The organism is Kitasatospora cathayae (genome assembly GCF_027627435.1).
In the GTDB taxonomy this organism is placed as follows: domain Bacteria; phylum Actinomycetota; class Actinomycetes; order Streptomycetales; family Streptomycetaceae; genus Kitasatospora; species Kitasatospora cathayae.
Genome location: NZ_CP115450.1, coordinates 3,189,067 through 3,215,810, shown reverse-complemented (window position 1 = coordinate 3,215,810; position 26,744 = coordinate 3,189,067). Strand labels below are relative to the sequence as shown.

The window sequence follows — 26,744 nt, the reverse complement described above, 5'->3', positions numbered from 1 at the left end:
GAGCGTGTCCTCGCTTTCGCTGATTATTAGCAGCAGGCGCGCCGGTCCGCAGTGACCGCTTCCGCAGGACCCGATGCGGAGCGACCACGAGCGTCCAGACCCGCGCGCAGACCTCTCGCACCCGCGAGGGGTCTTTTGCTTTTGGGGCGCAGCCCCGACGAGCACAGCCTCCGGACCGGCCGACGGCCCCCACAAGGGGTCCGGGGACACCGGGGCCGCGCGCGGGATCCTGGACAGTGGAGCCGGGACGACAATCCGGCAGAGCAGTACCAACCTCCCCGAACGGAGAACCAGGGGTCATGACCGAGGTCAGCCGTACCGACGACAGCTTCCACGTGTTCGACACCACCCTGCGCGACGGCGCGCAGCGGGAGGGCATCAACCTGACGGTGGCGGACAAGCTGGCCATCGCCCGGCACCTGGACGAGTTCGGGGTCGGCTTCATCGAGGGCGGCTGGCCCGGCGCCAACCCCCGGGACACCGAGTTCTTCGCCCGCGCCGCCGCCGAGCTGGAGCTGCGCAGCGCCCAGCTGGTGGCCTTCGGCGCCACCCGCCGGGCCGGCGGCAAGGCGGCCGAGGACCCGCAGCTGGCCGCGCTGGTCGCCTCCGGCGCGCCCGTGGTCACCCTGGTCGCCAAGGCGCACGACCGGCACGTCGAACTGGCGCTGCGCACCACGCTGGACGAGAACCTGGAGATGATCCGGGACAGCGTCGAGTTCCTGCGCGCCCAGGGCCGGCGGGTGTTCCTGGACTGCGAGCACTTCTTCGACGGGTACCGGGCGAACCGCGAGTACGCCCTCGCGGTGGTCCGCACCGCGCACCGGGCCGGGGCGGACGTGGTGGTGCTGTGCGACACCAACGGCGGGATGCTGCCGGCCGGCGTCCGGGACACCGTCGCGGACGTGATCGCGGCGACCGGCGCCCGGATCGGCATGCACGCCCAGGACGACACCGGCTGCGCGGTGGCCAACACCCTGGCCGCGGTGGACGCCGGCGCCACCCACGTGCAGTGCACCGCCAACGGTTACGGCGAGCGGGTCGGCAACGCCAACCTGTTCCCGGTGGTCGGCGCGCTGGAGCTGAAGTACGACCGCCGGGTGCTGCCCGCGGGCCGGCTGGCCGAGATGACCCGGATCTCGCACGCGATCGCCGAACTGGTCAACCTGGCCCCGTCCACCCACCAGCCGTACGTCGGCTTCTCGGCCTTCGCCCACAAGGCGGGCCTGCACGCCTCCGCGATCAAGGTCGACCCGGACCTGTACCAGCACACCGACCCGGAGCTGGTCGGCAACACCATGCGGATGCTGGTCTCCGACATGGCCGGCCGGGCCTCGGTGGAGCTCAAGGGCAAGGAGCTCGGCTACGACCTGTCCACCGACCGCGATCTGGCCGGGCGGGTGGTGGCCAAGGTGAAGGAGCAGGAGAACCTCGGCTACACCTACGAATCCGCCGACGCCTCCTTCGAGCTGCTGCTGCGCGACGAGGTGCGTGGCAGCCGGGAGCGCTTCTACCGGCTGGAGTCCTGGCGGACCATCAGCGAGCAGGGGCCGCACGGGGTTTCCGGCAACGAGGCGACCGTCAAGCTGTGGGCCAAGGGCGAGCGCCGGATCGCCGTCGGCGAGGGCAACGGCCCGGTCAACGCGCTGGACCAGGCGTTGCGGACGGCCCTGGAGGGCATCTACCCGCCGCTGGCCACCTTCGAGTTGGTGGACTACAAGGTCCGCATCCTGGAGGGGCAGCACGGCACCGGTTCCAAGACCCGGGTGCTGATCGAGTCCACCGACGGCATCGCCACCTGGTCCACGGTCGGCGTGGCCGACAACGTGATCGCCGCCTCCTGGCTGGCACTTGAGGACGCGTACACCTACGGCCTGATCCGGTCCGGCCTGGAGCCGACCGAGTAACCCCACTGTGGGCCGCGGGACTTCACCAAGTCCCGCGGCCCACAGTAGTTACTCGCGCGCTCGCCTCCGGGGCGCTCGGACCCGGCGGCCATTCGCGTGTTCGATCAGCGGAGCCGCGCGAGCAGGGCGTGCTCGACCAGGGTGATCAGGGCGCTCTTGGCGCTGTCCCGACGGCGGGCGTCGAGGGTGATGATGGGGGTGTCGGCGCCGAGCTGGAGGGCTTCGCGGACCTCGTCGGGGGTGTGCGGCTGGTGGCCGTCGAAGCCGTTGAGGGCGACGACGAAGGGCAGGCCGCTGTTCTCGAAGTAGTCGAGGGCGGGGAAGCAGTCGGCGAGGCGCCGGGTGTCGACGAGGACGATGGCCCCGATGGCGCCCCGGACGAGGTCGTCCCACATGAACCAGAAGCGGTCCTGTCCGGGGGTGCCGAACAGGTAGAGGATGAGGTCCTCGTCGAGGGTGATGCGGCCGAAGTCCATGGCGACGGTGGTGGTCGTCTTGCCGGAGACGTGGCTGATGTCGTCGATGCCGGCGGAGGCCGAGGTCATGACGGCTTCGGTGCGCAGGGGGTTGATCTCGGAGACGGCGCCGACGAGCGTGGTCTTGCCGACACCGAAGCCGCCCGCGATGACGATCTTCGCGGAGGTGGTGGCGCGGGTGGGGGCGGCCGCGTTAGAGCTTGCGAAGTCCACTGAGGACCCTTTCGAGCAGCGTGACGTCGGGCTGGTTTCCGGATTCGCCGCCGGAAGCGGGCTGGTGGATGGCGACCAGGCCGGCCTCGGCCAGGTCGGCCACGAGGATGCGGGCCACTCCCAGGGGAAGGGAGAGCAGCGCCGACACCTCGGCAACGGATTTGACCTCCGTGCACAGCGTGCAGATCCGCTGGTGCTCCGGGAGGAGGGTGGCCAGGCGCTGCGGGTCGACGTCCGCGGAGACCAGGGCCTCCAGCGCGAGCTCGTAGCGGGGCCGGGTGCGACCGCCGGTCATGGCGAACGGTCGGATCAGCGGGCCGGCGTCCGGCTCGTCCTCGAACTCCTCGACGTGCCCGGGCTCCTGGGCCGGCTGGTAGCCGGGTGCCGGGGCGGGCGCCGGGCCGGGTGGCGGCGTCGGGTAGCCGGGCGGCGGGGTGCCGAAGGCGGGCTGCGGCCGGGCGTACGGGTCCTGCTGGCCGTACTGGCCGTACTGCTGCTCAGGTCGGGCGTACGGGTCCTGCTGGGGCTGTCCGTACTGCTGCCGGCCGTACGGCTGACCGTGGCCGGCGCCGGGTGCTCCGAAGGCGTCATGGCCTGTGCCAGGGTACGGAACGCCGTACTGGCCGCTGCGGTCGTCGGGCGGTGTCACGGTTCCTCTCCTCACAAGGTGCGGCGGTGCGGTGCGAGCTTCGGTACGAGTCCGGAGCCGGTGGTGCGAAGGCCGTACGACGCCCGAACCCGAGCCCGCCGAAGCGGGCCCGGGAAGGACGCGGAGGTACTTCGAATACCTGGACGGTATCCGACGAACCGTCAGTGCAGGAGACTGCCCTGGAGTTCCGCGCGGAGTGCGGGGGTGAGGACGGCGCCGGCTCGGTCGACGAGCAGGGCCATTTCGTAGCCGACCAGGCCGATGTCGGAGTCGGGTGCGGCGAGGACGGCGAGGGCGGAGCCGTCGCTGATGGCCATGAGGAAGAGGAAGCCGCGCTCCATCTCGACGACGGTCTGGTTGACCTCGCCGCCTTCGAAGATCCGGCTGGCGCCGGAGGTGAGGGAGGTGAGGCCGGAGGCGACGGCGGCGAGCTGGTCGGCGCGGTCGCGCGGGAAGCCTTCCGACATGCACAGCAGGAGGCCGTCCGCGGAGACCACCACGGTGTGGGACACCCCGGGGGTGTTGTCCACGAAATTGGTGATCAGCCAGTTCAGGTTCTGTGCGGCCTGGCTCATCTGAGTCAACTCAACGCTCCTGGTGGTTCGAGCCGCCGAAGAGATCGGTGCTCCGGTTCTGTCCGTTGCCGGACTGGTCTACCTGATCGGGGTCGATCCGGAAGCTTCCGGTGTTGCCGGCGCTGCGGCCCTGCTCCACACCGCGGCGCAGGTTGGTGAGGCGGCCACGGACCTCCTCGGGGCTGCGGGAGACCTGCGGCCCCTCCTGCGGGGTGGGCTTGGCGTTGCCGGGCACCAGGTTCTGCTTGGGAACGCGCCGGGGCAGTCCGGCCCCGGTGGTGCCGCTGGACGAGGGCTCGCGCAGCTGCTCGGCGCGCTGCCAGTCGCCGTCGTTCGGCGACTGCCAGGGGGAACTGGCGGTCGGGCCGGTCGGGCCGTATCCGCCGAGTGCGGACACGTCGTGGCCGCGGGTCTCGGCGGGCGCCGAGGTGTCCTTGGCGCCGGCGAACCAGTTCGGGGTCTCCCCGGACGGGCTGCCGCCGACCGGGGCGGCGCCCAGGCTGCCGCCCGCCAGCTGCTGGCCGGGGCGGCGCTGGGGCAGCCCGGACGGCAGGGTGGCGGTGGGCTCGGCGGCGGGCAGGGCGGGCGGCTCGGGGGCGTACGGGTGGCCGGAGGGGGCCTCCGCGGCCTGGTGGCCGTAGCCGTCCTGGGCGTACTCGTCCTGCTGGTAGCCGCCCTGGTCGTAGCCGTACTGGCCGTCCGCGTAGGCGCCCTGGTCGTAACCCTGCTGCGGGTACTGGCCGTAGCCGTCCTGGGCGTACTCGTCCTGCTGGTAGCCGCCCTGGTCGTAGCCGCCCTGCTCGTAGCCGTACTGGTCGTCGGCGTAGGCGCCCTGGTCGTAACCCTGCTGCGGGGCGTACTGGTCGTAGCCCTGCTGGTAGTCCTCCTCGACCTCGGCGTCCACCACCGGCGGCTGCGGGGCGCCCTCCAGGGCCGCGCGGCGGACCTGGTCGAGGCGCTGCGAGCGCTGGACGGCCTCCAGGGCCGGGCTGAAGCCCGAGGAGCCGGCGTTGCCGATGCCGGTGAGGTGGTCGTCGAAGCCCAGCTCGGCGGCGCTGCGGCTGCGGCTGTCGGGGGCCCACTCGGAGGTCGGCTCCTGGTCGGCGAAGATCCGGGAGACGGTGAACTGCTCCTCCGGCTCCGGCGCCACCGCGGACTGGGTGACGAACGGCGGGAGCATGACCAGCGAGGTGGTGCCGGCCGACTCGCCGGACGGGCGCAGCTGGACGCGGATGTCGTGCCGCTGGGAGAGCCGGCCGACCACGAAGAGGCCCATGCGGCGGGAGATGGTGGCGTCGACCGTGGGCGGCTCGGACAGCTTCTCGTTGATCTCCGCGAAGTCGTCGGCGGTGAGGCCGATGCCCTTGTCGTGGATCTCGACCAGCACCCGGCCGTCCGGCAGGCGGGTCGCGTTGACCAGCACCCGGGTCTGCGGGCTGGAGAACGAGGTGGCGTTCTCCAGCAGCTCGGCGAGCAGGTGGACGAGGTCGGTCACGGCGGCGCCGACGACCTCGACCTCCGGGATGCCGGACAGCTCGACGCGCTCGTACTGCTCCACCTCGGAGGCGGCGGCGCGCAGCACGTCGACCAGCGGGACCGGGGTGTTCCAGCGGCGGCCGGCCTCCTCGCCCGCGAGGACGAGCAGGTTCTCACCGTTGCGGCGCATACGGGTGGCCAGGTGGTCCAGCTTGAAGAGGTTCTCCAGCTGGTCCGGGTCGGCCTCGTTGTTCTCCAGGTCGGTGATCAGTGCCAGCTGGCGCTGGATCAGGCCCTGGCTGCGGCGCGACAGGTTGGTGAAGATCGCGTTGACGTTCCCTCGCAGCAGTGCCTGCTCGGCGGCGAGCGCCACGGCTTGCTGGTGGACCTGGTCGAACGCCCGGGCGACTTCGCCGATCTCGTCCTTGCCGTGCAGCGGGATCGCGGTCACCGAGGTGTCGACCCGGTCGGGGTCGGTCTTGGAGAGCTTCTCGACCAGGTCCGGCAGGCGGTGGTCGGCGATCTCCAGGGCGGCGCTGCGCAGGGTGCGCATGCCGAGGATCATCGAGCGGGCGACGTAACCGGTGAGCAGGCCGGCCAGGATCAGTGCGGCGACGACGATGACCGTGTTGAGGATGGCGTCGTAGAGCGCGTTGTCCTTGAGGTTGCGGGAGTCGGTGAGGACGTCGTCCAGCAGCACGACTTCGGTGTTCCGCAGGGCCTGGATGTGGTTGCCGGCGGCCTGGTTCCAGTTGTCCACGGTCAGACCGGCCTTGTTGGCCTCGGCGTACGAGGCGTCGGCGGAGGCCTTGCCCTTCAGCTGGCCCAAGGCGGCGGCCTCGGCGTAGTTGCCGGCGAGCGCCAGCAGGCCCTGCATGGTGGGCACGGTGCCGTTGGGCATCTTGAGCGCCGAGTGCTCCTGGGCGGCGGCCAGGGCCACCTGCGCGTCCGCGTACTTCTTGGCGTCCACGGGGTCGCTACCGGTGGTGAACTCGCTGATCGAGACCTGTTCCAGCTTCTCCGAGACCAGGATCTGCTGGGTCATGTCCTGGTTCTCGTAGCGCGTGGTCGCGCTCTGCCCGATGCCGGCCAGCAGGCTCAGCATCAGCGAGCGCTGGGTCGAGGCGGAGGCCTTGGCCAGCGACATCGCGTAGATCGCGCGGCCCTTGCTGGTGGCGTTGGCGGAGCCGTTGCCGACCGAGTTGTCGTAGGCCAGCAGCGGCGCGAACATCGTCGAGTAGGCGCTCGCGGTGGCGCTGGCGAACAGCTCCTTGCCGTACGCGACCTGGCGCAGGTGCGGCAGGTCGATCACCAGGGTCTGGAAGGCCTCGTGGCGGCGCGGCAGCTCGCCGGACTTGTCGGAGGCCTCGTACGCGGCGTTGTAGGCCTTCAGCGCGGCGTCGGTGTCGGCGCGGCGCTTGGCGACCTCGTTGTTCGGGTCCTGCCCGGTGATCAGGGGTATCAGGGTCTTGTCGCGCTCGTTCTCGAGCGCCTCGGCGAGTTCGGTCGCCGCCTTGGCCAGTTCGGCGGTCTTCTCGGCCCGGGAGGCCTTGATGTAGCCGTCGACCGAGGTGTTCACTCGCAGACCGCCGAAGACCAGACTGATGATCACGGGGATCAGCAGGATCGCGATCAGACGGGTCGGCACGCGCCAGTTGCGCGGACGGAGGAAGTCGTACCGGCTGGAGCCGCCGTCGCCCGCCGGACCGGCGCCCGGGCGAGGCTCCTTGGCCGCGGTCGGGGGCTTGGGGGCAGGGGTGGCCTGGGCGCGCTCCTCGGTGGGAGTGAACGCGGAGAATCCGGCCGGTTCCGCGGCGTTGCCGTTCGGCTCGCTCTGGCGGGGCTCGGAGCGCCGCTGCGGGGCGGGTTGCTGCTTACGCCTCACTCGACTACTACCTCTCGGCCGACTAGCCGGCCATGGATCAATCCAGCGCTACCCCCGGGGCCCTGGCCCGCCGCCGGACGGCCGGCGCGGGATGTTCAGGGGTAGCTGGAATTTCAGCACGTGCAGGGATGGGGGACAAACAGCCGCCGTATGACACCCGCGTCGTCACAATCCGGACAATCAGCGACATGACGGAGCAAATCCGTGGTCATCTGGCGCTGAGTGACGCTGATTCGCCACGCTGCGTCATTGTTGATCACAAAATGCCTACCGAACTGTTATGCGCTGCTTATACGCGGGTCTTGCGCGCGGCCCCGGGAGGACACCGGCCGGTAAGCGCCGCCGCCCCGGCGACCCGTCAGTGTGACGGCTCGCCGGGGCCGGACGGTTCCGCTGTTCGCGCACTCGCCTCCGGGGCGCTCGGACCCGGTGCCGACGGTCGGCGGGCACTGCACCGCCTCCTTCGTCGGCGGCTCGGCCCTTCTCCCTTTCGGCACCGGCACGCCCCTTCGGCTCGGCGCGGCGGCCATTCGCGCACTCGCCTCCGGGGCGCTCGGACCCGGTGCCGACGGTCGGCGGGCACTGCACCGCCTCCTTCGTCGGCGGCTCGGCCCTTCTCCCTTTCGGCACCGGCACGCCCCTTCGGCTCGGCGCGGCGGCCATTCGCGTGTTCGATCAGCGGAGCCGCGCGAGCAGGGCGTGCTCGACCAGGGTGATCAGGGCGCTCTTGGCGCTGTCCCGACGGCGCGCGTCGAGGGTGATCACGGGGGTGTCGGCGCCGAGCTGCAGGGCCTCGCGCACCTCGTCCGCGGTGTGCGGCTGGTGGCCGTCGAAGCCGTTGAGGGCGACGACGAAGGGCAGGCCGCTGTTCTCGAAGTAGTCGAGGGCCGGGAAGCAGTCGGCGAGGCGCCGGGTGTCCACCAGCACGACGGCCCCGATGGCGCCCCGGACGAGGTCGTCCCACATGAACCAGAAGCGGTCCTGTCCGGGGGTGCCGAACAGGTAGAGGATGAGGTCCTCGTCGAGGGTGATGCGGCCGAAGTCCATGGCGACGGTGGTGGTCGTCTTGCCGGAGACGTGGCTGATGTCGTCGATGCCGGCGGAGGCCGAGGTCATGACGGCTTCGGTGCGCAGGGGGTTGATCTCGGAGACGGCGCCGACGAGCGTGGTCTTGCCGACACCGAAGCCGCCCGCGATGACGATCTTCGCGGAGGTCGTGGCGCGGGCGGGTCCGTTAGAGCTTGCGAAGTCCACTGAGGACCCTTTCGAGCAGCGTGACATCGGGCGTTCCGCCCGACTCGCCCGCGGCGGCGGGCTGGTGGATGGCGACGAGACCGGCCTCGGCCAGGTCGGCCACGAGGATGCGGGCCACACCGAGCGGCACGCCGGCCAGTGCGGAGATCTCCGCGATGGACTTGACCTCACGGCAGAGGTTCACGATCCGGGCGTGCTCGGGCAGCAGCCCGGTGGTGCGCTCGGCCGAGCCCGTGGTCGAGATCAGGGCCTCGATCGCGAGCTGGTACCGGGGCCGGGTCCGGCCGCCGGTCATCGCGTACGGGCGGACCAGCGGCTGCTGCTCGTAGCCGTCGGACTGCTGCCCGCCGTAGCCGCTGCCGTACCCGTTGCCGTACGGGCCGGCGGGTGTCGAGGGCGGGGTCATGGGTCCTCCTTGTGCTGCAGCCTTGGGCAGCCGGTTCCAGCTGGGGCGGTGCCAGCTGAGGCGGGATCAGCTGCCTGAGGGTAGCTGAGGGTGAGGCGCCGGGTCCGGTCGGGTCGGACCCGGTGCGGGGTGGAACGGTGGGAGATCCGCGCGGGTTCCGGTCAGTGCAGGAGACTGCCCTGGAGTTCCGCGCGGAGTGCGGGGGTGAGGACGGCGCCGGCTCGGTCGACGAGCAGGGCCATTTCGTAGCCGACCAGGCCGATGTCGGAGTCGGGTGCGGCGAGGACGGCGAGGGCGGAGCCGTCGCTGATGGCCATGAGGAAGAGGAAGCCGCGCTCCATCTCGACGACGGTCTGGTTGACCTCGCCGCCTTCGAAGATCCGGCTGGCGCCGGAGGTGAGGGAGGTGAGGCCGGAGGCGACGGCGGCGAGCTGGTCGGCGCGGTCGCGCGGGAAGCCTTCCGACATGCACAGCAGGAGGCCGTCCGCGGAGACCACCACGGTGTGGGACACCCCGGGGGTGTTGTCCACGAAATTGGTGATCAGCCAGTTCAGGTTCTGGGCGGCCTGGCTCATCTGGTTCAACTCAACGCTCCTGGTGATCTGCGCCGTTGCCGTCGGTCCGGCCACCGAAACTATCGAATCCGGGCTGCTGGGCACCATGCTGGAAGCCCTGCTGGTTGGCGGCCTGCTCGGCCCCGGCGCGGCGGCCCTGCTGGATGCCGCGGCGCAGGTTGGTCAGGCGGCCGCGGACCTCCTCGGGGGCCCGGGAGACCTGGGGACCGGTCAGCGGGGAGGCCTCGGCGGTGCCGGAGACCAGGTTGGCCTGCGGGGTCCGCCGGGGGAGGCCGGACATGGTGACACCGCTGGTCGAGGGCTCGCGGACCTGTTCGGCACGGCGCCAGCGCTCGTCGTTCGCGGACGGGCGCCAGGGCGCCTCACCGACACCCGGCTGCGGCGGCTGCGGCTGACCCTGCGGGGCCTGCTGCTGCTGAGCCTGCTGAGCCTGCTGAGCCTGCGGGGCCTGCTGAGCCTGCTGCCGCGGGGTCCGCTGCGGCCGGTCCTCCTGCTGGAACTCCGGCGCGGAGGTGCCGGGCCGGCGCGGCTGGTACGGCCGGGGCCGGGCCTGCTGCGGGCCGTCGGCCTGCGGCGGGTACCAGGGCTGCTCGCCGGTGGCCTCGGACGGCCCGGTCGGCAGCGCCATCGGCTCCTGCCGCTGCGGCTGGACCGGCGGCTGGACCGGCTGCTGCTGGAACGGCTGGGGCTGCTGCGGCTGGGCCGGGTTCGGCACGTTCGGCAGCACCGGCTCCACCAGGCCGAGGCCCAGCGGGTCACGCGGGTCGATCTGGCTGGCCTCGAAGCGCGGCCGGGCGAACTGCTGGGTGCTCTCCACCGGGGCCGGCTCGGCCGGCGGCAGCGGCTGGGGCTGCTGCTGCGGGGGCAGCTGCGGCTGACGGCCCTGCTGCGGCGCGTCCGGACCGGGGCGCTGCGGACGGCGCGGGCCCTGCTGGCCCTGCGGACCGGGACCCTGCTGGCCGGGGCCGGCGGGGCCCGGACGGCCGGGGGCGCGCTGCGGCAGGCCGTCCTGCGGACGGTTGCCCGGCCGAACACCCTGCTGCGGGGCGCCGGGCGCACCCGGACGGCCGTGCTGCGGCTGTTCGCCGGTCCGCGGGGCCGGAGCGCCCGGACCGGCGTCGGGGCGCGGACGCTCCTGGCCGGGGCGGCCCTGGCCGCGGCGCGTCAGACCGTTCGGGCCGGCCTGCGGCGGGCCCTGGCGGCCGGGGGCGCGCTGCGGCAGACCGCCCTGCGGCGACTGCTGCGGCTGGCCCTGCGGAGCCTGCTGCTGGGGGGTCTGCTGCGGCTGGCCCTGCTGGGCGGGCGCCGGCCGGCCCTGGCCGCGTCGGCCGGGCCGACCCGGGCCCTGCTGACCCGGACCCTGCTGACCCGGGCCCTGCTGGCCCGCCGGAACCGGGTTCTCGCGCAGCGCCTGGCCGACCTGACGGGTCGGCAGTCCGCCGGCGCGGCCGCCGGGCGCACCCGGGCCGGTCGGCGCGGCAGGGGCGGCGGGAGCGGCCGGAGTGCCCTGGCCGAGCTGCGGACGGCCGCCCTGCGGGGCACCGCCGGCCGGGCCCTGGCCGAGCGCGGCCGGACCGCCCTGGCGGCCGGGCGGCATCTGGCGCTGCTGGCGCGGCGTCGGGGCGACCCCGCGCTGCTGCTTGCCCTGACCGCCCGGGCCGGGACGGCCGGGGGCCCGGCGCTCGGCCGAGTTGGTCACGTCGACCGGGAGCATGACCAGCGCGGTGGTGCCGCCGGAGTCGCTCGGACGCAGCTGGATCCGGATGCCGTGTCGCAGGGACAGGCGGCCGACCACGAAGAGGCCCATGCGGCGGGAGACGGAGACGTCCACCGTCGGCGGGTTGGCCAGGCGCTCGTTGATCTCGGCGAGGTCGTCCGGGCTGAGGCCGATGCCGGTGTCGTGGATCTCGACCAGCACCCGGCCGTCGGGCAGGGCGTGGCCGGTGACCCGGACGCGGGTCTGCGGGCTGGAGAACGAGGTGGCGTTCTCGAGCAGCTCGGCGAGCAGGTGGACGAGGTCGTTGACGACGCGGCCGGCGACCTCGGCCGACGGTACGGCGGCGAGCTCGATGCGCTCGTACTGCTCCACCTCGGAGGCGGCGGCGCGGAGCACGTCGACCAGCGGGACGGGCCTGGTCCAGCGGCGGCCCGGGTCCTCACCGGCGAGGACGAGGAGGTTCTCACCGTTGCGGCGCATGCGGGTCGCGAGGTGGTCCAGCTTGAACAGGTTGGCCAGCTGGTCCGGGTCGGCCTCGCGGCTCTCCAGCTCCGAGATGAGCGACAGCTGGCGCTGGATGAGGCCCTGGCTGCGGCGCGACAGGTTGGTGAACATCGCGTTGATGTTGCCGCGCAGGAGGGCCTGCTCGGCGGCGAGGCGGACGGCCTCGCTGTGCACCATGTCGAACGCGTGGGCCACGTGGCCGATCTCGTCGGTCGAGTCGACGGCGACCGGTTCGACCGTGGTGTCGACGTCGTGCGGGTCGCTCTCGGAGAGCGTCTTGACCAGCTCGGGCAGGCGCCGCTCGGCGACGTCCTCGGCCGCGGTCTGCAGACGGGTCAGCGAGCGCACCATCGAGCGGGCGATCAGACCGGCGCCGCCGAGGGCGACGAGGAGGGTCAGGGCAACGGCGGCACCGATGATCAGGGCCTCGGTGTCGGCCTGGGACTGCAGGTCCTGGGCCTTTCCGTCGAGGTCCTCGAGCAGCTTGGACTCGATCCGGCGCTCGGCGGTGATCTTGGTGGTGGCCTTCTCGTACCAGTCCCTGTACGAGACCGGTTCGGTCTGGTGGATGCCGCCCGGCTGGAGGATCGAGCGCGAGTAGCGGTCGGCCTCGGCGACCACGTTGTTGTAGCTCAGCTGGCTGCGCAGGTTGTCCAGGTCGTGCGCGGCGTAGGTGTTGTTGAAGCTGTTGAGCGCGTTGTCGTACGCGGTGCGCAGGCGGATGCCGAAGGACTCGTCGCTCGCGCTCAGGTCCGGGGCCTTGGGGTTGGCCAGACCGGCGCTGATCAGCGCGCGCTGCTGCGAGGTGGCGTCCTTGGCCAGCGAGAACTGCTGCAGCGCGCGGGTGGCGACCAGCAGGTCCTTGTTGTTGGAGGTGAGCGCGATCTCCTGGGTGATGTCCAGCAGGTCGCGGATGATCACGTCGTAGGCGGTGATCGTCGCCTGGATGTTCTGGTTGTTCTGGTACGGCGTGTTGCGCGCGTCCGCGATCGAGTTCAGGTCCTTGCGGATCTGGAACAGCAGCGCCTTCCCGCCGGAGAGGTCGAGGTTCTCGAACTTGTCGGAGGAGGTGGTGAAGGTGCGGCTGAGGTCGTCGGTGGCCTTGCGGGCGGCGACGATCTCGTCGTCCAGCGGCTCGTTCGGCTTGTTGGTGATGTAGCCGGCGCTGATGTCGCGCTCGGTCTGCAGGGCGTCCGCGAGGTTGGTCGCCTTCTTGGCCAGATCGGACAGGTTGGCCATCTGGGCGAGTTGCTGCGAGTTCTGCAGCGAGGTCTGGATGCGCAGGCCACCGAGGACCAGCGACACCAGGACCGGCAGCGCGAGCAGCGCGATCAGGCGGGTGCGGATGCGCCAGTTGCGCATCGCGAGCCGGCTCAGACCGGTGGCGCGGCGCCTGGTCAGGGTGGTCCGCAGTTTGTCCCGGGTGGACTTGCGGTCCTGGCCGTCGTCCTCCGGGCGGGCGGGGGCCTCGGGCGCTACCGGGTCGGCCGGGCCGCCGGGGGCCGCCGCCTGCTGAGGGGCTGCCACAGGCTCGCGCGACTCCGGGTCACCCGCGGCGCCGCTACCCCTTTTGAAACGTCCCTGCACTGGCGTCGCAACCTCTGGACCGGGCGTCCCGCCGCGTCGCCACGGCCTGGACGGTGTCGAGTTTCCATCCGCACCCCGGCCGGTCCGGGAGAGCGGGTCACCGGGGTGGACTGCTCCCTACCCACGGTCCGTGGCATTCCAGCACAGCGAGGGAATCCCAACAAGGGCCGCCGGAACCAACCGCCCGGCACTACCGACCGCACGCGGGATTTCACTGACTGTGCGGTAACCGGACCGGAATACCGCCTTTTTCGGACACTCGTCGGATACATGCCAACGTGGCTCGAGATCGAAAAGAGTCGCAGACCTGCTGGAATGCCCGTTCTGCACGGAATGTCCGAAAATTCTGATGCGGCGAAATGTCGGTTATCGGTGATTTGCACGTCAATTTGTGAGCAAAATCACAGACTAATGTGTAGCTTTGGTCACGGCGTCTGTGGAATGAGATCTCGTAACCTGGCTCTCTCCGGAGCACGGCCCCGATCAGCCTGCCCAGAACCCCTCCGAATCAATCGGAATCACTCCGGCCGGTGCGGATCCCTGGCGATCCACCCGGCCACGACCACGAGGTGCTCTCGATGTCCCTGGCGAAGAAGGCCACCAAGTCCACGCTGTCCTGCCGCTCCACGGCGAACCCGCGCCGGACCACGCTGGCCTCGGTCGAGGACTTCAGCAAGATCCCGGGCGCCCGCAAGCCCGAGGACGTCGTCACCTACGGCACCGAGCTGCCGGCCGTCACCGCCAACCCGCGCCGCACCCAGCTGATGGTCGCCCCGGTCGTCACCGTCCGGGACTGACCGGACCAGCGCTCCGCCGAGGGCGCCGTCACCGCGAGCAGCGGCGACGGCGCCCGCTGCTATTCGCCCGCTCGCCTCCGGGGCGCTCCTGACCCGGTGCCGACGGTCGGCGCTCCCTCGCTCCTGCGTCGCTCCCTCGCTTCTCCCTTTCGGCACCGGCGCGCCCCTTCGGCTCGGGGCGGGGCCACTCACCCGCTCGCCTCCGGGGCGCTCTGACCCGGTGCCGACGGTCGGCGCTCCGGCGCTCCTGCGTCGCTCCCTCGCTTCTCCCTTTCGGCACCGGCGCGCCTCTTCGGCTCGGGGCGGGGATTCGCCCGCTCGCCGGCCGAAGGGGCTCGGGGCGGGGATTCGCCCGCTCGCCGGCCGAAGGGGCTCGGGGCTGGGCCCTTGCCCGCTCGCCGGACTGGGGCGCTCGGGGCGGGTCCACCCCGACCACGCTGAACAGGGGCAGAGCGGTCGGGAGGGGCCCCACGCGATAGCCTGGACGTCGATTGACGGGGCCGCGTCCGGGACGGGCGGGGCGCCCACCAGCGCCCGGGGGCGCCCCGGGCGGCCGACGAAGCGAGGGGTAGCCCAGCCGTGCGCATTGCCAGGTTTTCCGTCCGGGAAGGGAGCCCTGCCGCCGGCAGCGTCTCCTTCGGCGTGGTCGAGGGGGACCCTTCCCAGCCCGACTCGCTGGTCGTCCACGAGCTGGCCGGCCACCCGTTCGGCCAGCCCCAGCCCACCGGCGAGAGCTACCGCTTCCAGGACGTCCGGCTGCTCAGCCCGATGCTCCCGAACAAGATCGTGGCGGTCGGCCGCAACTACGCGGCCCACGCGGCCGAGCTGGGCAACGACGTCCCGGACGTCCCGCTGACCTTCTTCAAGCCGTCCACCTCGGTGATCGGCCCGACCGAGAACATCGCGTACCCGCCGTTCTCCTCGGACGTCCACCACGAGGCCGAACTCGCCGTGGTGATCGGCCGGATGTGCCGCGAGGTGCCGCTGGACCGGGTGCCCGAGGTGATCCTCGGCTACACCTGCGCCAACGACGTCACCGCCCGGGACGCCCAGCAGCGCGAGGGCCAGTGGGCCCGGGCCAAGGGTTTCGACACCGCCTGCCCGCTGGGGCCGTGGATCGAGACCGACCTCGACCCGAGCGACCTCGCCATCACCTGCACGGTCAACGGCGAGCTCCGCCAGACCGGTCGCACCTCCCTGATGATCCGCTCGGTCGCCGAGCTGGTCGTCCACATCTCCGAGGCCATGACGCTGCTGCCCGGCGACGTCATCCTCACCGGCACGCCCGCAGGGGTGGGCCCGCTCAACGTCGGCGACGAGGTCGCCGTCTCCATCGAAGGCATCGGCACTCTCACCAACAAGGTGATCAAGCGTGGCTAACACTGACCCGGCCGTCCGGGTTCGCTTCTGTCCCTCTCCGACCGGCAACCCCCACGTGGGCCTGGTCCGCACCGCCCTCTTCAACTGGGCCTACGCCCGCCACAACGGCGGCAAGCTGGTCTTCCGGATCGAGGACACCGACGCGGCCCGCGACTCCGAGGAGTCGTACGAGCAGCTGCTCGACGCGATGCGCTGGCTCGGCTTCGACTGGGACGAGGGCCCGGAGGTCGGCGGCCCGCACGAGCCGTACCGCCAGTCGCAGCGGATGGACGTCTACGCGGACGTCGCCCGCCGCCTGCACGAGGCCGGGCACGCCTACTACTGCTACTGCAGCACCGAGGAACTGGACGCCCGCCGCGAGGCCGCCCGCGCGGCCGGCAAGCCCTCCGGCTACGACGGCCACTGCCGGAACCTGACGGACGACCAGGTCGCCGTCTACAAGCTGGAGAAGCGCGAGCCGATCCTGCGCTTCCGGATGCCCGACAAGACCATCGCGTTCGACGACCTGGTCCGCGGCACGCTCAGCTTCGAGCCGGAGAACGTGCCGGACTACGGCATCGTCCGGGCCAACGGCGCCCCGCTGTACACCCTGGTCAACCCGGTCGACGACGCCCTGATGGGCATCACCCACGTGCTGCGCGGCGAGGACCTGCTGTCCTCCACCCCGCGCCAGATCGCGCTGTACGAGGCGCTCGCCGAGATCGGCGTCGGCACCGGCGCCACCCCGCGCTTCGGCCACCTGCCGTACGTGATGGGCGAGGGCAACAAGAAGCTCTCCAAGCGCGACCCGCAGGCCTCGCTCAACCTCTACCGCGAGCGCGGCTTCATCCGCGAGGGCCTGCTCAACTACCTGTCCCTGCTGGGCTGGTCGCTGGCCGACGACCGCGACATCTTCGACATGGACGAGCTGATCGCGGCCTTCGACATCGCGAAGGTGAACTCCAACCCGGCCCGCTTCGACCTCAAGAAGTGCGAGGCGATCAACGCCGAGCACGTCCGCAAGCTGGCCCCGGAGGACTTCGTCCGCCGCCTGGTGCCGTACCTCCAGGCCCCCGGCCTGCTGCCGGCCGAGCCCACCGCCGAGCAGCTGGACCTGCTCGCCAAGGTGGCGCCGCTCACCCAGGAGCGGATGGTCGTGCTGAGCGAGATCGTCAACATGGCCGGTTTCCTGTTCGTCGACCCGGCCGACTTCACCGTGGACCCGGACGACGCCGCCAAGGCGCTGACCGCGGACGCCCGCCCGGTGCTGGAGGCCAGCATCAAGGCGCTGGAGGAGCTCGCGGACTTCACCCCGGAGCCGATCCAGGCCGCGCTGCGCGAGGCGCTGGTGGACGGGCTGGGCATCAAGCCCAAGTTCGCCTTCACGCCGCTGCGGGTGGCCGTCACGGGCCGCCGGGTCTCGCCGCCGCTGTTCGAGTCGATGGAGCTGCTCGGCCGCCCCGAGACGCTGCGTCGCCTGCGCTCCGCCCTGGACGCCCTGCCGGCCGTCTGAACCGGCCGCTGAGCGCCTCCTGAGCAGCCCGCGGGCCCGGCCTGGTGCCGGGCCCGCGGCGCACCCGGAGGTCATCCGACGGCCTCCCGGCCGCTGCCTGCGGTTATCGATTTTGGAGCCAGGGCGGACGTCGGGTAATGTTCTTTCTGCGCCGCCCGGGAGGGAACGGACGAGGGAGCGAAAGCCCTTCGGAACGGGACCGACCGAGAGGCGCAACGCCTGAGAAGGCCCCGCTGGGGCCCAACTCCGGTGGGGTATGGTGTAATTGGCAGCACGACTGATTCTGGTTCAGTTAGTCTAGGTTCGAGTCCTGGTACCCCAGCGCTGTACGATCGGTAACGGTCGCACCGCAGGACAAATGAAGATCCAAGCCCCCGTTGTGTAGCGGCCTAGCACGCTGCCCTCTCACGGCAGTAGCGCCGGTTCGAATCCGGTCGGGGGTACTGATCCCGCAAGGGATCACCTGGAAAGCCCCCGTTGTGTAGCGGCCTAGCACGCTGCCCTCTCACGGCAGTAGCGCCGGTTCGAATCCGGTCGGGGGTACTGATCCCGCAAGGGATCACCTGGAAAGCCCCCGTTGTGTAGCGGCCTAGCACGCTGCCCTCTCACGGCAGTAGCGCCGGTTCGAATCCGGTCGGGGGTACTTCAGAGCAGGAAGCCGGTGGGCTCGCCCATCGGCCCTTGCTTTGTGTTGGGGTATGGTGTAATTGGCAGCACGAGTGATTCTGGTTCATTTAGTCTAGGTTCGAGTCCTGGTACCCCAGCCAGAAATTGGAAAGGCCCCGCCCGGCGGGGTCTTTTTCGTTTTCCGCCGACGGAAGAACCCGAAGGGCCCCGCTCGACTCCGAGCGGGGCCCTTCGGGTTTTCGGTGGGGGATTTCCGGTGGGGGACGGGGCGGGTGGGGGAATCGGCCGGATCAGCTCCGGCGCAGCGCCTCGGTGAGCCGGTTCGCGGCCTCGATGATGGCCTGGGCGTGCAGCCGGCCCGGGTGGCGGGTCAGTCGCTCGATCGGGCCGGAGACGGAGACGGCGGCCACCACACGGTTGGAGGGGCCGCGCACGGGAGCGGAGACGGACGCGACGCCCGGCTCCCGCTCGCCGATCGACTGGGCCCAGCCGCGCCGCCGCACGCCGCTCAGCGCGGTGGCGGTGAAGCGGGCGCCCTGGAGGCCGCGGTGGAGCCGCTCGGGCTCCTCCCAGGCCAGCAGGACCTGGGCGGCCGAGCCGGCCTTCATCGGCAGGGTGCTGCCGACCGGGACGGTGTCCCGCAGGCCGGAGAGCCGCTCGGCGGCGGCTACGCAGATCCGCATCTCGCCCTGGCGGCGGTAGAGCTGTGCGCTCTCGCCGGTGACGTCGCGCAGGTGGGTCAGGACCGGGCCCGCGGTGGCGAGCAGCCGGTCCTCGCCCGCCGCGGCGGAGAGTTCGGACAGGCGGGGGCCGAGGATGAAGCGCCCCTGCATGTCCCTGGTGACCAGACGGTGGTGTTCGAGTGCGACGGCGAGCCTGTGGGCCGTGGGGCGCGCCAGACCGGTGGCGGCGACCAGCCCCGCCAACGTGGCGGGGCCCGACTCCAGTGCGCTCAGCACCAGAGCGGCCTTGTCGAGAACGCCGACGCCGCTAGTGTTGTCCATGCCCTAAGACTGCAGTCTCATTCCGCGAGACGCAAGTTCAATCTTCCGGGAAAAGCGCCACTCTGGATGCAGCAGCCCGGGAGACATCCAGGATGGGACCTCGCCAGAGTGTCCGCATCGTGGACAGCGATCCGGCGTGCAGGTCTCGCGAGCGCGCTCCGCACGGGCGCCGCACGCAGTGACCCCGACGACACGAGAAGGCCGGCAACGCGGCCGGCTGGAGGGAATCCGATGGGACGGACACTCGCAGAGAAGGTCTGGGACGACCACGTCGTGCGGCGCGCGGAGGGCGAGCCCGACCTCCTGTTCATCGACCTGCACCTGCTCCACGAGGTCACCAGCCCGCAGGCCTTCGACGGGCTGCGGCTGGCCGGCCGCAAGGTCCGCCGCACCGATCTGACGATCGCCACCGAGGACCACAACACCCCGACCCTGGACATCGACAAGCCGATCGCCGACCCGGTCTCCCGGGTGCAGTTGGAGACCCTGCGCCGCAACGCGGCCGAGTTCGGCGTCCGGATCCACTCGCTCGGCGACGTCGAGCAGGGCGTGGTGCACGTGGTCGGCCCCCAGCTCGGCCTGACCCAGCCCGGCACCACCGTGGTCTGCGGCGACTCCCACACCTCCACCCACGGTGCCTTCGGCGCGCTGGCGTTCGGCATCGGCACCAGCCAGGTCGAGCACGTGCTGGCCACCCAGACCCTGCCGCTGGCGCCGTTCAAGACGATGGCGATCACCGTCGAGGGCGAACTGCCCGAGGGCGTCACGGCCAAGGACCTGATCCTGGCCGTCATCGCGAAGATCGGCACCGGCGGCGGCCAGGGCTACGTCCTGGAGTACCGCGGTTCGGCGATCCGGAGCCTGTCCATGGAGGCCCGGATGACCGTCTGCAACATGTCCATCGAGGCGGGTGCCCGGGCCGGCATGATCGCCCCCGACGAGACCACCTTCGCGTACCTGGAGGGCCGCCCGCACGCCCCGCAGGGCGCGGACTGGCACGCCGCCGTCGAGTACTGGCGGACCCTGGCCACCGACGAGGACGCGGTCTTCGACCACGAGGTGTTCATCGACGCGAGCGAGCTGACCCCGTTCGTCACCTGGGGCACCAATCCCGGCCAGGGCGCCCCGCTCGGCTCGAACGTCCCCCACCCCGAGGACTTCGCCGACCCGCAGGAGCGCGCGGCCGCCGAGAACGCCTTGAAGTACATGGGCCTTGAGGCCGGCACTTCGCTGCGCGAGGTCGCCGTCGACGCCGTCTTCGTCGGCTCCTGCACCAACGGCCGGATCGAGGACCTGCGCGCCGCCGCCGCCGTCCTGGAGGGCCGCAAGGTCGCCGACGGCGTACGGATGCTGGTCGTCCCCGGCTCCGTCCGGGTCGCCCTGCAGGCCGTCGAGGAGGGCCTGGACCAGGTGTTCACCGCCGCCGGGGCCGAATGGCGGCACGCCGGCTGCTCGATGTGCCTGGGCATGAACCCCGACCAGCTCGCCCCCGGGGAGCGCTGCGCCTCCACCTCGAACCGCAACTTCGAGGGCCGGCAGGGCAAGGGCGGCCGCACCCACCTGGTCTCCCCGCAGGTCGCCGCCGCGACCGCCGTCCTGGGCCGCCTGGCCGCCCCGTCCGACCTGTCCGACCGTTTCGCCGACGTCGCCGTGGAGGCCTGAGCCATGGAGAAGTTCACCACCCACACCGGCCGGGCCGTCCCGCTGCGCCGCAGTAACGTGGACACCGACCAGATCATCCCGGCCCATTGGCTCAAGAAGGTCACCCGAACCGGTTTCGAGGACGGGCTGTTCGAAGCCTGGCGCAAGGACGAGTCGTTCGTCCTCAACCGGCCCGAGCGCCAGGGGGCCACCGTCCTGGTGGCCGGGCCCGAGTTCGGCACCGGCTCCTCCCGCGAGCACGCCGTCTGGGCGCTGCAGAACTACGGCTTCCACGCGGTCATCTCCTCGCGCTTCGCCGACATCTTCCGCGGCAACTCCCTGAAGAACGGCCTGCTGACCGTCGTGCTGCCGCAGGAGGCCGTGGAACGCCTCTGGTCGCTCACCGAGAGTGACCCTTCGGCCGAGATCACCGTTGATCTGGAGAAGCGGGAGGTCCGGGCCGAAGGCGTCACCGAGTCCTTCGAACTGGACGACAACGTCCGGTGGCGGCTGCTCAACGGCCTGGACGACATCAGCATCACCCTGCAGAACGAGGCCGACATCGCCGCCTACGAAGCGACCCGTCCGGCGTTCAAGCCCCGTACTCTGCCGGTCTCCTGAGTTCCCTTCAGAACAAGCATTCTGACGATCCACCGGATGGCCCGTGCTCCCCCTCGGGGGGGCCGGGCCATCCGGTGTTCCGGAGCACGAGTTAGCACCGGGGCCTCCCCGGATTGCCCATTCGGCTTTGCGGAAGAGGGCCCCGCGCAAGTACAACTGCGGGTAGATGGCACAATCAGTACATGCACCGGCACCATGAACCTCCGTACGCGGGCGGCGAACCCGCGTCCGAGGAGTCCATGGGCCGGGGATCCGAACGCCGAATTGACGATCGGCCGGACGTCACCTCCGCAACACCAGCTGAGGCGCCGGACGACCTGGAAGTCGCAGCGCTCTACGCGCTCGTGGCCGAGCGGTTGAAGCAAGCTCACGCCCGCGTGCATGCGCTGAACGTGTCTGTCGATGCAAAGACCGCTCTCACCCGTCAACTGCTCATCGTCACGGAGACCGCCAAGCGCGATCTTCCGGAGGCGGCAAGGCGGTTGAGTCGCTTTGTACATGACCTCGACGAGGGGCACCCGCCGCTCGACTGAGGTCGCGGACGCGCAAATCCATTGCGACACTAGGGTGATTCGCGCGTTTGGTAATTGAAAGTCCGCAGATACATACCTAACGTGCGAAAAGAACGGATGGAATCATCCGGCGCCCGTTTCCGAAGGGGAAGACGTGAACAAGGCTCAGCTTGTCGAAGCGGTGGCCGAGCAGCTGGGCGGTCGCAAGGCTGCCGCAGAGGCCGTCGACGCAGTGCTCGACACCATGGTCCGTGCCGTTGTGGCCGGTGACCGGGTTTCGGTCACCGGTTTCGGCACCTTCGAGAAGGTGGAGCGCTCCGCGCGCTTCGCCCGCAACCCGCAGACCGGCGAGCGGGTCAAGGTCAAGAAGACCTCGGTCCCCCGCTTCCGTCCGGGCCAGGGCTTCAAGGACCTGGTCAGCGGCAGCAAGAAGCTGCCGAAGGAAGGCCCCTCGGTGAAGAAGGCCCCCAAGGGCTCCCTCACCCCGGGCAAGGCCGGTGTCGCCGCGACCCCGGCCGCCAAGCGTGCCGCCACCAAGCGCGCCGCCACCGCTGCCGCCGCCGCCCCGGCCGCCGCCAAGAAGGCCGCCGCCAAGAAGGCGCCCGCCGCCAAGAAGGTCACGGCCGCCGCCGCGAAGAAGGCGGCTCCCGCCAAGAAGGCGACCACCGCCGCCGCCGCCAAGAAGACCACGGCCGCCGCGACCAAGAAGACGGCCGCTGCCGCCAAGAAGGCGACCACCACGGCTGCCGCCAAGAAGACCACGGCCACCGCCAAGAAGGCGACCGCCACGGCCAAGAAGACGGCGCCGGCGAAGAAGACCGCCACCCGCAAGACCACCGCGCGCAAGACCTCTGCCAAGTAAGTCCCGCGCGACTGTCCTCGGACGGCCTTCGGCTCAGAGCCGCGGCACCCCCTTCCGCGAATGCGGAGACCGGGTGGCCGCGGCTCTCTCGATTTCCGGGCGCTCAGTCAGGATTCGACGGCAGCCGTCGGCCGGGCGCGGAACACCGGGGGAACGGCGGGAACCGCGGGAACGGCGGGGCCGGTGAGCGGCGGAGTCAGCGGCCGTCGGCGGGGTCGGGGAAGGTCTGCAGGGTCACGAAGACCACCCGGCGGGCCTCGCCGGTGCCCTCGGTGCGGATCCGCACCCGCTGGCCGGGCCGCAGCAGCCGCAGGCCGCCGGCGTCGAAGGCGGCCGCGTCGAACGGCACCGGGGTCCCGTCGTCGAGCAGCACGGAGCCGGCTCGGGTGGCGGGGTCGAAGGTGAACGCGGTGGCCTGCATGCCAGCAGCATAGCGAGCGGCGGGCGGGGGCCCGCTGGTCAGGAGCGCTCCGGGAGCGGCTCGGGAACGGCTCGGGAGCGGCTCATGCGGTCGAACAGCGTGCTGGTGTACGGGCCGAGGCCGAGGGTCGCGGCCTCGCCGAGGTCGGTGCCGGTGTCGACGTCCCGGCGCACCGACTCCACGTCCGCCAGGCGCAGTTCGAACGCCCCGCCGGCCGCGTGCCGGGCCCGTGAGCCGTCCCCGAAGGCGGGGGAGAGCGGACGGCCGGGGGTGCTGGCGAGCAGGGTGGTGCCCAGGCCGGGGGAGTCGGGCAGGAAGGCCCGGCCGTCCGGCGGCACCGCGCCCAGCACCCGGGCGAGTTCGGCCGGGCGCAGGGCCGGCAGGTCCGCCGAGAGGGCGGCCAGTGGTGCCCGCGGGGCGAGCGCCCGGGCGGCCGAGGCGCCGTGCGCCAGCGCCCGGTTGAGGCCGCCGCCGGGTTCGTCGGCGACCACCACGGCGCCGAGCGCGGCCAGCCGGGCACCGGCGGTGGCGTCCCGGGTGACCACCAGCACGCGGGCGACGCCCGGGGTGGCCAGCGCGGCGGTCACCGTGTCGAGGGCGAAGGACAGCGCCAGCTCGGCCCGGTGCGGCCCGGCGTACGGGGCCAGTCGGCTCTTCGCCAGCGCGAGCGGCTTGAGCGGCAGCACCAGCGACCAGTCGGCGGCGGGCGCGATGGGCGCGACGGGCGCGCTGGGGCGTACGGTGTCCTGGGTCATCGGCGTCATTGTGACGCCGGTCCCGGAGCCCTCGCCAGGCCGCCCGAGCTGTGCGGACGTGCGTTTGATCACGCCCGCCCGGCGGGTTGGCGCGGCCGCTCGACAGTCGGTGAGCAGGCGGGCGACACTGTTCCGCGCCCGTGCGCCGGGCCCCGGTCGCAGCGGTGCGCGGCGCCGGGAGGCTATGACCGCGGCACCCCTCGTGCCGCATCGGATGAGAAGGAGCTGGGGTGGCCCGCCGCTCGTACGCCAAGTTCGGCAACGCCGACTACGGCATCTGGTACCGCTTCGCGGCCGTGCTGGTGAAGCCGGTGACGACCGCCCTGGTGAAGCCCGACTGGCGGGGCTGGGAGCACATTCCGAAGGAAGGCGGCTTCATTGCCGCGGTGAACCACAATTCGATCATCGACCCGGTGATCTACGCGCACTGGCAGTACAACAGCGGGCGTCCGCCGCGGATTCTCGGGAAGTCCTCGCTGTTCTCGATTCCCTTCATCGGATTCATGCTGCGCAAGACCGGACAGATTCCGGTGTTCCGCGAGTCCACCGACGCCGCACAGGCCTTCCGGGCCGCGATCGACGCCGTCAACAACGGCCAGTGCGTGCAGTTCTACCCGGAGGGAACGCTCACCCGGGATCCGGACCTGTGGCCGATGACCGGCAAGAACGGGGTCGCCCGGGTCGCGCTGATGACCGGTGCGCCGGTCATCCCGGTCGCGCACTGGGGCGCCCACGAGATCATCCCGCCGTACGGCCGGGCCGGTTACGGCAAGGGCAAGTTCAACCTGTTCCCGCGGCACCGGGTGACGGTGGCGGCCGGGCCCGCCGTGGACCTGAGCAAGTACCAGGGCCTGGAGCTCACCGCCCAGGTGCTCAACGACGCGACCGAGGACATCATGGCGGCGATCACCGCCGTGCTGGCCGAGGTCCGCGGCGAGCAGCCGCCGGCCGAGCGCTACGACATGCGCAAGGCCGCCCGCGAGCGGGCCGCAGCCGCGCTGGCCGAACGCCGCCGGGCCAAGGGCGGACCGGGCGACAACGACGCCGAGGGGACGGTCCGGTGACCCGCTGCGCCGTGATGGGGACCGGCTCCTGGGGCACCGCGTTCGCGATGGTGCTGGCCGACGCCGGCTGCGAGGTCGTGCTGTGGGCCCGCCGCCAGGAGCTGGTGGACGCCGTCAACACCACCCACGAGAACCCGGACTACCTGCCGGGCGTCCGGCTGCCCGACTCCGTCCGGGCCACCACCGACGCCGCCGAGGCGCTGGCCGGCGCCGACTTCGCGGTGCTCGTGGTGCCCTCGCAGACGTTGCGCGACAACCTGGCCGCCTGGGCGCCGCTGATCGAGCCGCAGACCGTGCTGGTGAGCTTGATGAAGGGCATCGAACTCGGCACCGCCAAGCGGATGAGCGAGGTCATCGACGAGGTCACCAAGGTCGGCCCGGAGCGGGTCGCGGTGGTCAGCGGTCCCAACCTGGCCAAGGAGATCGCCAACCGGCAGCCCGCCGCCAGCGTGGTGGCCTGCACCGACGAGGCGGTCGCCAAGCGGCTCCAGGCGGCCTGCCACACGCCGTACTTCCGGCCGTACACCAACACCGACGTGATCGGCTGCGAACTCGGCGGCGCGGTCAAGAACGTGATCGGCCTGGCCGTCGGCATGGCGGCCGGCATGGGGCTCGGCGACAACACCAAGGCGACGCTGATCACCCGCGGGCTGGCCGAGACCACCCGGCTCGGCGAGGTGCTGGGCGCGGACCCGCACACCTTCGCGGGGCTGGCCGGGATGGGCGACCTGGTCGCCACCTGCTCCTCACCGCTGTCGCGCAACAACACCTTCGGGATGAACCTGGGCCGGGGCATGTCGCTGGCCGAGACCATCGCGGCCACCCGGCAGACCGCGGAGGGCGTCAAGTCCTGCGAGTCGGTGCTGGACCTGGCCCGGCGCAGCGGGGTCGACATGCCGATCGTCGAGGCCGTGGTGGACGTGGTGCACAACGGGCGGCCGACCCAGGAGGCGCTGCAGGCGCTGATGTCGCGCTCGGCCAAGGCGGAGCGCCGCTAGGGCTGCCCCAGGAGCCGGGGCGTTGCGGCGGGGCTCTCCGGCCGTGATGTCCCAAACCCCCCGGGCCGGGCGTTGACTTCCCGGAAACACGTCGCACGGTAGTCTCGAACGCGATATGAGCATCGAACAGTCCTCCCCGAACCCGTCCGCCCCGAAGCCGCGCGTGGCGCTGGTATTCGGCGGGCGCAGCTCCGAGCACGCGATCTCGGTCTCCACCGCGGGCAGCGTTCTCCGGGCGATCGACCGTGACAAGTACGACGTGCTGCCGATCGGCATCACCCACGAGGGCCGCTGGGCGCTGACCAGCGACGAGCCGGCCCGGATGGCGATCACCGACGGCAGGCTGCCGGACGTGGCGCACGTCGCCGAGGCCGTCGACGGGCAGGTCACGCTGCCGGTCTCCCCGGGTAGCCGGGAGGTGCTGCTGAGCGAGCCGGAAAGCGCCCCCAAGGCCCTCGGCGAGGTCGACGTGGTGTTCCCGCTGCTGCACGGGCCGTGGGGCGAGGACGGCACCCTGCAGGGCCTGCTGGAGCTCTCCGGCGTCCCGTACGTCGGCAACGGCGTGCTGGCCAGCGCGGCCGGCATGGACAAGGAGTTCGCCAAGCGGATCCTGGCCTCGCACGGCCTGGGCGTCGGCCACTACACCGTGGTGCGGCCGCGCGAGTGGGAGACCGAGCAGGGCCGCGCCGCCGTGCGCGAGCGGGTCGCCGAGCTCGGCCTGCCGGTGTTCGTGAAGCCCTGCCGGGCCGGCTCCAGCATCGGCATCACCAAGGTCAGGGACCTGGCCGAGCTGGACGCCGCGATCGAGGAGGCCCGCCGGCACGACCCCAAGCTGATCATCGAGGCGGGCGTGTCCGGTCGCGAGATCGAGTGCGGCGTGCTGGAGTTCGAGGACGGCCCGCGGGCCAGCGTCCCGGCCGAGGTGCTGGTCGGCGAGGGCTTCGACTTCTACGACTTCGAGGCCAAGTACATCGACTCCTCGGAGGTGCGGATCCCGGCCGAGCTGACCGACGCGGAGGTCGCGGAGATCCGGCGCCAGGCGGTGGCCGCGTTCGAGGCGTTCGGCTGCGAGGGCCTGGCCCGGGTGGACTTCTTCCTGCTGGAGGACGGCTCCTGGATGATCAACGAGATCAACACCATGCCGGGCTTCACCCCGATCTCCGCCTACCCGAAGATGTGGGAGGCCAGCGGGATCTCGTACGCGGAGCTGATCGACCGGCTGCTGCAGAGCGCGCTGCGCCGCTCGACCGGGCTGCGGTAGTGCGTCGAGGGGCGGGCCGGGAGATCCCGGCCCGCCTCTGTAACTCGCCCGCTCGCCTCCGGGCCGCTCCGGCCCGGTGCCGACGGTC

22 protein-coding genes and 5 tRNA genes are annotated in these 26,744 nt (G+C 71.7%); 16 read left to right on the top strand and 11 right to left on the bottom strand.

What is annotated here, in order from left to right:
* Nucleotides 1-299: 299 nt before the first annotated feature.
* The gene (cimA, locus tag O1G21_RS14165; RefSeq protein ID WP_270143830.1) at nt 300-1,904 is read left to right on the top strand and encodes a citramalate synthase; all 1,605 of its coding nucleotides are present in this window, start codon (nt 300-302) and stop codon (nt 1,902-1,904) included.
* 104 nt (nt 1,905-2,008) lie between these two features.
* Here the strand turns inward: cimA and O1G21_RS14160 are convergent, their stop codons facing one another.
* The 8 genes from O1G21_RS14160 to O1G21_RS14125 all read right to left on the bottom strand — a co-directional run bounded on the left by O1G21_RS14160 (nt 2,009) and on the right by O1G21_RS14125 (nt 13,161).
* Nucleotides 2,009-2,593: a GTP-binding protein gene (locus O1G21_RS14160; RefSeq protein WP_270143829.1), complete on the bottom strand. Its 585-nt coding sequence runs from the start codon at nt 2,591-2,593 to the stop codon at nt 2,009-2,011.
* Nucleotides 2,574-3,242, bottom strand: a complete 669-nt coding sequence (locus O1G21_RS14155) for a DUF742 domain-containing protein (protein ID WP_270143828.1) — start codon at nt 3,240-3,242, stop codon at nt 2,574-2,576. Before O1G21_RS14155 ends, O1G21_RS14160 begins: the two co-directional genes overlap by 20 nt.
* A 161-nt stretch (nt 3,243-3,403) precedes the next feature.
* On the bottom strand, nt 3,404-3,817 hold the full coding sequence (locus O1G21_RS14150) for a roadblock/LC7 domain-containing protein (protein WP_030291361.1): 414 nt from the start codon (nt 3,815-3,817) through the stop codon (nt 3,404-3,406).
* A gap of 10 nt (nt 3,818-3,827) precedes the next feature.
* The gene (locus tag O1G21_RS14145) at nt 3,828-7,178 is read right to left on the bottom strand and encodes a nitrate- and nitrite sensing domain-containing protein (RefSeq protein WP_270143827.1); all 3,351 of its coding nucleotides are present in this window, start codon (nt 7,176-7,178) and stop codon (nt 3,828-3,830) included.
* Between the two features lie 675 nt (nt 7,179-7,853).
* Complete coding sequence (locus O1G21_RS14140) at nt 7,854-8,432, bottom strand: GTP-binding protein (protein WP_270143826.1); 579 nt, start codon at nt 8,430-8,432, stop codon at nt 7,854-7,856.
* Nucleotides 8,413-8,838 carry a DUF742 domain-containing protein gene (locus tag O1G21_RS14135; RefSeq protein ID WP_030291321.1) on the bottom strand — a complete coding sequence of 142 codons (426 nt, stop codon included), beginning with the start codon at nt 8,836-8,838 and terminating at the stop codon, nt 8,413-8,415. Before O1G21_RS14135 ends, O1G21_RS14140 begins: the two co-directional genes overlap by 20 nt.
* 161 nt (nt 8,839-8,999) lie before the next feature.
* Nucleotides 9,000-9,413 (bottom strand): roadblock/LC7 domain-containing protein, encoded by a 414-nt coding sequence (locus O1G21_RS14130; protein WP_030291361.1) that lies wholly within the window; start codon nt 9,411-9,413, stop codon nt 9,000-9,002.
* 10 nt (nt 9,414-9,423) lie between these two features.
* Nucleotides 9,424-13,161 carry a nitrate- and nitrite sensing domain-containing protein gene (locus tag O1G21_RS14125; RefSeq protein WP_270143825.1) on the bottom strand — a complete coding sequence of 1,246 codons (3,738 nt, stop codon included), beginning with the start codon at nt 13,159-13,161 and terminating at the stop codon, nt 9,424-9,426.
* A gap of 638 nt (nt 13,162-13,799) precedes the next feature.
* Here O1G21_RS14125 and O1G21_RS14120 point away from each other — a divergent pair.
* The 8 genes from O1G21_RS14120 (at nt 13,800) to O1G21_RS14085 (ending at nt 17,657) form a co-directional block, all read left to right on the top strand.
* Nucleotides 13,800-14,018: a hypothetical protein gene (locus tag O1G21_RS14120; RefSeq protein WP_030288065.1), complete on the top strand. Its 219-nt coding sequence runs from the start codon at nt 13,800-13,802 to the stop codon at nt 14,016-14,018.
* A 579-nt stretch (nt 14,019-14,597) separates the two neighbouring features.
* Nucleotides 14,598-15,398: a fumarylacetoacetate hydrolase family protein gene (locus tag O1G21_RS14115; RefSeq protein ID WP_270143824.1), complete on the top strand. Its 801-nt coding sequence runs from the start codon at nt 14,598-14,600 to the stop codon at nt 15,396-15,398.
* Nucleotides 15,391-16,890: a glutamate--tRNA ligase gene (gene gltX / locus O1G21_RS14110; RefSeq protein ID WP_270143823.1), complete on the top strand. Its 1,500-nt coding sequence runs from the start codon at nt 15,391-15,393 to the stop codon at nt 16,888-16,890. Before O1G21_RS14115 ends, gltX begins: the two co-directional genes overlap by 8 nt.
* A 250-nt stretch (nt 16,891-17,140) precedes the next feature.
* Nucleotides 17,141-17,212, top strand: a tRNA-Gln gene (locus tag O1G21_RS14105).
* A gap of 48 nt (nt 17,213-17,260) precedes the next feature.
* A tRNA-Glu gene (locus O1G21_RS14100) sits at nt 17,261-17,333 on the top strand.
* A 27-nt stretch (nt 17,334-17,360) separates the two neighbouring features.
* Nucleotides 17,361-17,433, top strand: a tRNA-Glu gene (locus O1G21_RS14095).
* 27 nt (nt 17,434-17,460) lie between these two features.
* A tRNA-Glu gene (locus O1G21_RS14090) sits at nt 17,461-17,533 on the top strand.
* Nucleotides 17,534-17,582: 49 nt separating this feature from the next.
* Nucleotides 17,583-17,657, top strand: a tRNA-Gln gene (locus tag O1G21_RS14085).
* Nucleotides 17,658-17,807: 150 nt separating this feature from the next.
* Here the strand turns inward: O1G21_RS14085 and O1G21_RS14080 are convergent.
* Nucleotides 17,808-18,521, bottom strand: coding sequence for an IclR family transcriptional regulator (locus O1G21_RS14080; RefSeq protein WP_030246527.1), 714 nt, complete (start codon nt 18,519-18,521; stop codon nt 17,808-17,810).
* Between the two features lie 231 nt (nt 18,522-18,752).
* On the opposite strand from O1G21_RS14080, the gene leuC reads away from it, so the two are divergent.
* From leuC to O1G21_RS14060, 4 genes are all read left to right on the top strand, one after another.
* Nucleotides 18,753-20,183, top strand: coding sequence for a 3-isopropylmalate dehydratase large subunit (leuC, locus tag O1G21_RS14075; RefSeq protein ID WP_270143821.1), 1,431 nt, complete (start codon nt 18,753-18,755; stop codon nt 20,181-20,183).
* 3 nt (nt 20,184-20,186) lie between these two features.
* Nucleotides 20,187-20,783: a 3-isopropylmalate dehydratase small subunit gene (gene leuD / locus O1G21_RS14070; RefSeq protein ID WP_270143820.1), complete on the top strand. Its 597-nt coding sequence runs from the start codon at nt 20,187-20,189 to the stop codon at nt 20,781-20,783.
* A 182-nt stretch (nt 20,784-20,965) separates the two neighbouring features.
* Nucleotides 20,966-21,316, top strand: coding sequence for an SCO5555 family protein (locus tag O1G21_RS41780; RefSeq protein ID WP_405000642.1), 351 nt, complete (start codon nt 20,966-20,968; stop codon nt 21,314-21,316).
* Nucleotides 21,317-21,449: 133 nt separating this feature from the next.
* Entirely contained in the window at nt 21,450-22,157 is a 708-nt protein-coding gene (locus O1G21_RS14060; RefSeq protein ID WP_270143819.1) for an HU family DNA-binding protein, read from the top strand.
* 196 nt (nt 22,158-22,353) lie between these two features.
* Here the strand turns inward: O1G21_RS14060 and O1G21_RS14055 are convergent, their stop codons facing one another.
* A complete protein-coding gene (locus tag O1G21_RS14055; protein ID WP_030288047.1) occupies nt 22,354-22,578 on the bottom strand; it encodes a hypothetical protein in 225 nt (74 codons plus the stop codon).
* A gap of 38 nt (nt 22,579-22,616) precedes the next feature.
* Nucleotides 22,617-23,333: a 2-phospho-L-lactate guanylyltransferase gene (gene cofC / locus O1G21_RS14050; protein ID WP_270143818.1), complete on the bottom strand. Its 717-nt coding sequence runs from the start codon at nt 23,331-23,333 to the stop codon at nt 22,617-22,619.
* A gap of 230 nt (nt 23,334-23,563) precedes the next feature.
* Between cofC and O1G21_RS14045 the strand changes: the two genes are divergently transcribed.
* The 3 genes from O1G21_RS14045 to O1G21_RS14035 all read left to right on the top strand — a co-directional run bounded on the left by O1G21_RS14045 (nt 23,564) and on the right by O1G21_RS14035 (nt 26,656).
* Complete coding sequence (locus O1G21_RS14045) at nt 23,564-24,397, top strand: lysophospholipid acyltransferase family protein (protein WP_270143817.1); 834 nt, start codon at nt 23,564-23,566, stop codon at nt 24,395-24,397.
* A 14-nt stretch (nt 24,398-24,411) separates the two neighbouring features.
* Entirely contained in the window at nt 24,412-25,395 is a 984-nt protein-coding gene (locus O1G21_RS14040) for an NAD(P)H-dependent glycerol-3-phosphate dehydrogenase (RefSeq protein WP_270150987.1), read from the top strand.
* 115 nt (nt 25,396-25,510) lie between these two features.
* The gene (locus O1G21_RS14035; protein ID WP_270143816.1) at nt 25,511-26,656 is read left to right on the top strand and encodes a D-alanine--D-alanine ligase family protein; all 1,146 of its coding nucleotides are present in this window, start codon (nt 25,511-25,513) and stop codon (nt 26,654-26,656) included.
* The last annotated feature ends 88 nt before the right edge of the window (nt 26,657-26,744 follow it).